General features: G+C 63.2%; 8 protein-coding genes. 4 read left to right on the forward strand and 4 right to left on the reverse strand.

The genetic code is table 11. The annotated features are described in order from the left end of the window. On the reverse strand, positions 1–1,166 hold a 1,166-nt coding region (locus AB5Y85_RS07250), incomplete at its 3' end, for a cytochrome ubiquinol oxidase subunit I (RefSeq protein WP_368221298.1). 122 nt (positions 1,167–1,288) lie between these two features. Here AB5Y85_RS07250 and AB5Y85_RS07255 point away from each other — a divergent pair. After that, positions 1,289–2,704, forward strand: a complete 1,416-nt coding sequence (locus tag AB5Y85_RS07255) for a PLP-dependent aminotransferase family protein (RefSeq protein ID WP_257686596.1) — start codon at positions 1,289–1,291, stop codon at positions 2,702–2,704. A 93-nt stretch (positions 2,705–2,797) separates the two neighbouring features. On the opposite strand, the gene AB5Y85_RS07260 is transcribed toward AB5Y85_RS07255, so the two are convergent. Continuing rightward, positions 2,798–3,256 carry a GNAT family N-acetyltransferase gene (locus AB5Y85_RS07260; protein WP_047438981.1) on the reverse strand — a complete coding sequence of 153 codons (459 nt, stop codon included), beginning with the start codon at positions 3,254–3,256 and terminating at the stop codon, positions 2,798–2,800. 153 nt (positions 3,257–3,409) lie between these two features. Next, entirely contained in the window at positions 3,410–4,048 is a 639-nt protein-coding gene (locus tag AB5Y85_RS07265; RefSeq protein WP_042656069.1) for a tellurite resistance TerB family protein, read from the reverse strand. Between the two features lie 138 nt (positions 4,049–4,186). Here AB5Y85_RS07265 and AB5Y85_RS07270 point away from each other — a divergent pair, with 138 nt between their 5' ends. Next, positions 4,187–4,654 (forward strand): acyl-CoA thioesterase, encoded by a 468-nt coding sequence (locus AB5Y85_RS07270; RefSeq protein ID WP_047438978.1) that lies wholly within the window; start codon positions 4,187–4,189, stop codon positions 4,652–4,654. 97 nt (positions 4,655–4,751) lie between these two features. Then, positions 4,752–4,907: a pleiotropic regulatory protein RsmS gene (gene rsmS / locus AB5Y85_RS07275; protein WP_005337582.1), complete on the forward strand. Its 156-nt coding sequence runs from the start codon at positions 4,752–4,754 to the stop codon at positions 4,905–4,907. Between the two features lie 75 nt (positions 4,908–4,982). Here rsmS and AB5Y85_RS07280 read toward each other — a convergent pair whose 3' ends face one another. Next, entirely contained in the window at positions 4,983–5,825 is an 843-nt protein-coding gene (locus tag AB5Y85_RS07280) for a LysR family transcriptional regulator (RefSeq protein ID WP_047438977.1), read from the reverse strand. A gap of 176 nt (positions 5,826–6,001) precedes the next feature. Here AB5Y85_RS07280 and AB5Y85_RS07285 point away from each other — a divergent pair. Beyond that, positions 6,002–6,688 (forward strand): MFS transporter (locus tag AB5Y85_RS07285; protein WP_368221299.1); only part of this gene is annotated, 687 nt, incomplete at its 3' end.

Consider the following 6,688-nt stretch of genomic DNA (forward strand, 5'->3'; position numbering starts at 1 on the left):
AGCGGTGCCACTGGCGGGATGGAGTCATCGACCGCCTTGGCAATCTCCGCCTCACCGGCCTTGGCGATATTGCTGGCATAGGGGGTCAGGAGCATGCCGTAGCCAAGATCCTTGCCGTGCTGCTCGAAGCGGGCGCGGTTGGCCGGGGTGTCATCGCCCTGCCGGATCTGCTCGAGAGCCTCGGCTGCCACCATGCCGCTACGAATGCGCGCCTCGTTCTGCACCTTGATATCCTTGAGGCCGGTCACCGCCTCGTCGATGGAGCGGGTAGCGATGATCCCCATCAGATACGGGATCTTGATGGCGGCGTGGGTGGTCTCCCCCTGCTGATCCGGAAAGCCGAACAGGGTGAATGACGCAGGGGCCGGCTCGGTCTCCCACTCCGCCTCGATGGCGGCGAGCTTCACCTTCTGCACCTCGCCGGTGCGATAGCCCGACTCATCCCCGAGCACAATGACCGAGAGGATGGCGGCCAGCCCGAAGCCGGAGGCGATGGCGAAGGAGCGCAGGGCAAACTGCACCTCGGTCTTGCGCAGCAGATACCAGCTGCTCACCCCCATCACAAACATGGAGGCGGCCACATAGCCCGCCGCGACGGTGTGAACAAATTTCACCTGCGCCACCGGGTTAAACAGCACGGCGGCGATATCCACCAGCTCCATGCGCTGGGTCAGCAGGTTGAACTCGGCCCCCACCGGGTTTTGCATCCAGCCGTTGCCGATCAGGATCCAGAGCGCCGAGAGGTTGGAACCAAGCGCCACCAGCATGGTCACCAGCAGGTGCTTGCCGCGAGAGAGCTTGTCCCAGCCGAAGAAGAAGAGCCCCACCAGGGTCGATTCGAGGAAGAAGGCCATCAGCCCCTCGATGGCCAGCGGAGTACCGAAGATGTCCCCCACATAGTGGGAGTAGTAAGCCCAGTTGGTGCCGAACTGAAACTCCATGGTGATCCCCGTGGTGACCCCCATGACGAAGTTGATGCCAAACAGTTTGCCCCAGAAGCGGGTGATGTCCTGATAGATCACCTTGCCGGTCATCACATAAGCCGACTCGGCGATCACCAGGATCCAGGACAGCCCCAGCGTGAGGGGCACAAACAGGAAGTGGAACAGGGCCGTGGCGCCAAATTGCAGGCGAGACAGGCTGACCACGTCATCCGGATTGATCATGCGTCACTCTCTTTTGTTGTATTTGCCTTGCACGTTTCGTGCGTGACAAGTACATCACGGAGCATGACACCTATAACAGATGCAGTTATATTGAATTACACCTATAACAGTTGATCCAGATCATGTCCCTTTACCAGCAGTTGGCCGACCGCCTGCAAAGCCAGATCGACGATGGTATCTGGCAACCGGGGGAGCGCATCCCCTCCATTCGCCAGAGCTGCAAGACCCACGGGCTCAGCCCCATGACGGTGCTGCAGGCCTATCAACTGCTCGAAAGTCAGGGGCGGATCCTCGCCCGCCCCCAGTCCGGCTACTACGTCAAAGCCGCCTCACCACAGGTCGTGCAGCACACGCCGAGCCAGACCCACTACAGCGGCTCGGTGGATATCAACGATCTGGTGTTCGAGGTGTTGCAGGCGAGCAAATCACGGGATCTGGTGCCCCTTGGCATGTCGGTGGCAGACCCGACCCTGTTCCCCCATCCCCAGCTCGGGCGGGCGCTGGCCAGCTGCATGCGCAAGCTCGATCCCTTCAGCACGGTGGCCGACCTGCCCCCCGGCAACGAAGCGCTGCGCCGCGCCATCGCCCAGCGTTACGCCAGCGACGGGGTGGCGGTCAATCCGCAGGAGATCATCATCACTACAGGCGCCATGGAGGCACTCTCCCTCAGCCTGCAGGTGCTGACCGAGCCCGGTGACTGGGTGGTGGTGGAGTCCCCCACCTTCTATGGCGCCCTGCAGGCCATCGAGCGGCTGAAACTCAAGGCGGTGGAGATCCCGGTCATTCCGGGGGTGGGCATCGATCTGGCTCTGTTGGAAGATGCCCTCAGCCAGATGCCGATCAAGGCGTGCTGGCTGATGGGCAATGTGCAGCACCCGCTGGGCCACACCATGCCCGATGCGCATAAACAGGGGCTGATGGCGCTGCTCAACGCCCACAAGGTGCCGCTGGTAGAGGATGACGTCTATGCGGAGGTCTACTTCGGTCGCGAGCGCCCCAAGCCCATCAAGCACTGGGATCAGCGCGGTGACAGCCTGCTCTGCAGCTCCTTTTCCAAATGTCTGGCTCCGGGCTTTCGGGTCGGCTGGGTGGTGGCGGGGCCCCATGCCGAGCGGATCCAGCGGCTGCAACTGATGTCCACCCTCTCCACCAATGTGCCTAGCCAGCTGGCGCTGGCCGAGATGCTGCGCCAGGGCGGCGTCGATGCCCACTTTCGCCGCCTGCGCCACACCCTGGCCCAGCGCCAGCAGCAGATGCGGGCGGCCCTGCAACGGTTGTTGCCGGACGAGGTGCGGATCTCCTCCCCCGATGGCGGCTACTTCCTCTGGCTGGCACTGCCTGCCCATTTCGACAGCCGCGCCCTGCACGCCAAGGCGCTGGGCAGCGGTTTTTCAGTGGCTCCCGGCGCGCTCTTTTCCAGTCAGGGGCAACACAACCACTGCCTGCGCCTCAACAGCTCCCATCCCTGGAGCGAACAGCTGGAGCAGGCCCTCACCCGGCTGGCCGCACTGATTGCCGCACAACTCGGTGAAAAGTAACGTGGCAAGGAGCCGCTGGCGAAACGAACAAAGGCCCGTAGCGGGCCTGTGTAGTTGGGGAGTGACGCGCCTTGGCTCGCCATCAGAAACTGGTTATCTGGCCATGATCTGCGACTGCACCTTGAAGCCCAGCGCCTCGTAGAGCGCTTGGGCGCGCTCGTTGAAGGCCATCACCTCCAGCCGGATTTGCTGAGCATCACGGGCCTTGGCCCACTCATCGCAATGGGCGATCAGCGCCTTGCCAATCCCGCGAGAGCGGCGCTGCTCATCCACCACCACGGAGCCGATACGGCAAATCGGCGCACGGGTGAGAAATGGCACGCTCTCATTGATATCGATCCGCGCCGTCAAAAAGCCCACCACCATGCCATCCTGCTCGGCAACGCAGAACAGACGCCCTTCCGCGCCGATGGCGCTCAGCAAAAACTCCCGCTCCTCTGGCGAAGGGGGGCAGAACACTTCGGGATAGTGCTGATGGTGGATCTCTCCAATCTGCCGGTTCAGCTCGACAATGGCGTCTATATCCAGTTCGCTTGCCTTGCGTATCTCCAACGGTTGCTCCTTGCAAAAAAGTGATGGTTCTGCGCCATCTTAGGGGCTGTGTCCCGCAATCCAAATAGGCTCATCCGTATCTTTTGACGAACAACCTAAACAACAACGCCCCTTGAGCGGGGCGTTATCGGCAATCCATGGCGATGAGGGATATCAGGCGGGGGCGTTAAGCTGGGCCACCTGCCGCTCGATGCTGCCCTTGAGGTTGTCATCGAGTTTGAGGGCGCGCGCCAGCTCATCGAGATAACCGCGCTCCATAAAGTGATCCACCTCGATGGCAAGCAGGGAGGCGAGATAGACCTCGGTGGCCAGCTCCATATCGGTCACTTCCCGCGCCAGCGCGTGGGGGTCGAGGGGACGGGCCAGCTCGGCGTCAATCCAGCGGGCGACATCGCTCTGACCCTGTTCGGTCAGGTACTCCTGAATTTTCTGGCGCTCGGCCCCGTCGATATGGCCATCGGCCCGGGCTGCCGCCACCATGGCGCGCACCAAAAGCGCCGCGCGGGCATCCAGCGCATTGCCTTCCAGCCCACTGATGGGATGGGTGGGCTGGGCCGGTGCCGCCTGCTGGGCCTGCCAATCCTGATAGAGCTTGTAGGCCAGCCCGCCAAGGGCTGCGGCGCCGCCCACGGCAGCGGCCTTGCCGCCATATTTGCGCACTTTTTTATTGCCCAGCAGCAGACCGAGCGCGCCGCCGGCCAGCGCTCCCTGCATCTGCCCCTTGCGCTTGTCTCCGCCTTCGTTGAGCCAGCCTTTGCCAGCCCCCAGCAACTGTTCCAGCATCTGTTTCATGGTGTCACTCCTGCGGCTATGTTCCCGTCGATAGAGCAAGATAGTGACCCCGTCCCCCTGAATCGGGGATGAACCCTTGACCGGGCAGGCCGATGGGGCAAAGCTCAGGGAAACCCTTCAGGCAATAAGGATGTAACTGTGCCAAATCGCGAACTGACCCTGCAATTTCTGGCCGAACCCTCCGACGTCAATTTCGGCGGCAAGGTACACGGCGGCATGGTGATGAAGTGGATCGATCAGGCGGGCTATGCCTGCGCCGCGGGCTGGTGCGGCGGCTATGCGGTGACCGTCTATGTGGGGGGGATCCGCTTTTTGCGCCCCATCCAGATTGGCCAGCTGGTGGAGGTTCACGCTCAGGTGATCCACACCGGCACCACCAGCATGCATCTGGCGGTGGATGTCTACAGCCGCCATCCCACCGACACCGAACGCCACAAGACCACCCACTGCATCATCATCTTTGTGGCGATGGATGAGCAGGGTAAACCGACCCCGGTGCCCCAGTGGCAACCACTGAGCGAGAGTGATCTGCAGTTGCAGCAGTACGCCAAAAAGCTCATCGCCCTGCGCGAGGAGATCGACAAGGAGATGCGCCAGCACCTCTGACCTTGGTGCCTCCCCTCCCCGATAGAGCGGGGCGCTTTCGGCTAACGGCGGCGCCCCTGTATAATCCCCCCCTCTTCCCGCAACCGGAACCCTGCCCATGTCACTGGAAACTGCCCCGCCCGAGGTGAAACTCGCGGTGGACCTTATCGAACTGCTGGAAACCAATGAGCTGGCCCCCGAGCTGGTGCTGGCGGCGCTGGCCATCGTAAAAAATGACTACGAGCGCAAGCTGGCGGAGGGGAAGGATCACTGATCCTTCCCCGCACTTTTTCCGCCTTATCTTGCCGACGTCAGTTGTTCCCCAAAGAAGTTTTCCCCACAGAGCCACTCACTGCGGCCCCATCACCTCGTCACAGAGGGCGATCAGGGCCGAACTCAAGCGGCTGAGCGGCTCGCCCCCCTCCTTTGCCGCATGGAGCGCCAGCTCCACCGATGCCACCTTGGGCCACTGGGTCAGGGCCAGCTGATCGGCGGGCATCAGCCGTTTGGGTAGCAAGCTCACCCCGATCCCCGCGCTCACCGCCCCCTGCAAGCTGGCGAGGCTGGCGCTGACATAGGCGATACGCCAACGCCGACCGAGGCCATCGAGCGCCTCGGTCATCTGCCGCCGATAGAGCCCTTCGCTCGGGAACACCACCAGCGGCAGCGGATCCCGTTCCCGTGCGGGCCAGTCGCGACTGTCAACCCACACCAGCGGCTCGCGCCAGCTGGCAAGGGGCGCCCCCTGCCCGCGCGTCTGCTTGACCAGCGCCAGATCAAGCTCTCCCGCCTCGAAGCGCTGCCAGATGTGATGGCTCAGGCCGCTCTCCACCTCCAGCCGCACCTCGGGGTAGTCACGGGCAAAGGCGGCCAGCACCGGGGTGATGGCGCCTGCGGCAAAATCCTCCGGCACCCCGAGGCTGAGCGATATGCTCCCCTCGCTCACCTGCTCCTCGGCCTGTGCCAGCAGCGCCAGAATGCGGCGGGCCAGCCCCAGCAATTTTTCTCCCTCCGCCGTTGCCACCACCTGACGGCCAGCACGATCGAGCAGCGGGCAGCCAAGCTGCTGCTCAAGGCGGCGGATCTGCTGGCTGATGGTGGATTGGGTCAGATGGACCCGTTCACCGGCGCGGGTAAAGCTGCCGGTGTCGATAATGGCGACAAAACTGCGCAGTAACAGGGGATCCAGCATGGGGCACTCCATTTACAAAACCACTGAAACCCATTCTATCATTTAATTTCCAAATGACTTTCGAGCCCGCTAGGCTGGCGCTTTTGCCTCCTTTGACGGTGATCTGCCATGTTCAGCCCCGATGACTCCGCATCCCGAATGCCCCCTGTCTCTCCCAGAACCGGAAACAGCACCCGATGAATCAACAAAATGCGGATCAACCCGCAGGCCAGACCGCACTGCTGGTGCTGGTGATCCTGATTGGCCTTAACCTGCGTCCCTTTCTTACCGCCATCGGCCCGCTGAGCGGCGAGATTGGCCGCGCCCTGTCGCTGGGGATGGATACCCTCGCCTGGCTCACCCTGCTGCCGCTCTGGCTGATCGGGATTGGCGTGCTGCTCACCCCGCGCCTGCGCAGCCTTGCCAGCGCCACCACCCTGCTGGGGCTGGCCCTGCTGCTGCTCGCGGCGGGCAGTGCCCTGCGTTTTGATGCCCAGAGCGGCGCCCTGCTGATCACCACAGCCGCGCTCTGCGGCCTGGGTTCGGCGCTGGTGCAAGGGGTGCTGCCCGCCCTTATCAAGCAGCACTTTGCCCGCAAGGTGCCGCTGGTGATGGGGATCTTCTCTGCCTGCATGATGGGGGGCGGGGCGCTGGGGGCCAGTCTCACTCCAAGGCTGGCGGCCAGCCTCGACTGGTCGCAGGCACTGGCGCTCTGGAGCCTGCCGCTGCTGCTGGCCCTCGGCTGGCTAGGGTGGAAAGTGCGTCTGCCAAGCACCGCGGCGGTCGCCATTCCTCATGGCGAGCAGCGACTGATCACCCTGCCCCGCAGCTGGTTGCTGATCGTCTGCTTTGGCATCATCAACAGCGGCTACGGCATAGTGGTG

The organism is Aeromonas sp. R3-1 (genome assembly GCF_040908345.1).
Taxonomy (GTDB): domain Bacteria; phylum Pseudomonadota; class Gammaproteobacteria; order Enterobacterales; family Aeromonadaceae; genus Aeromonas; species Aeromonas veronii.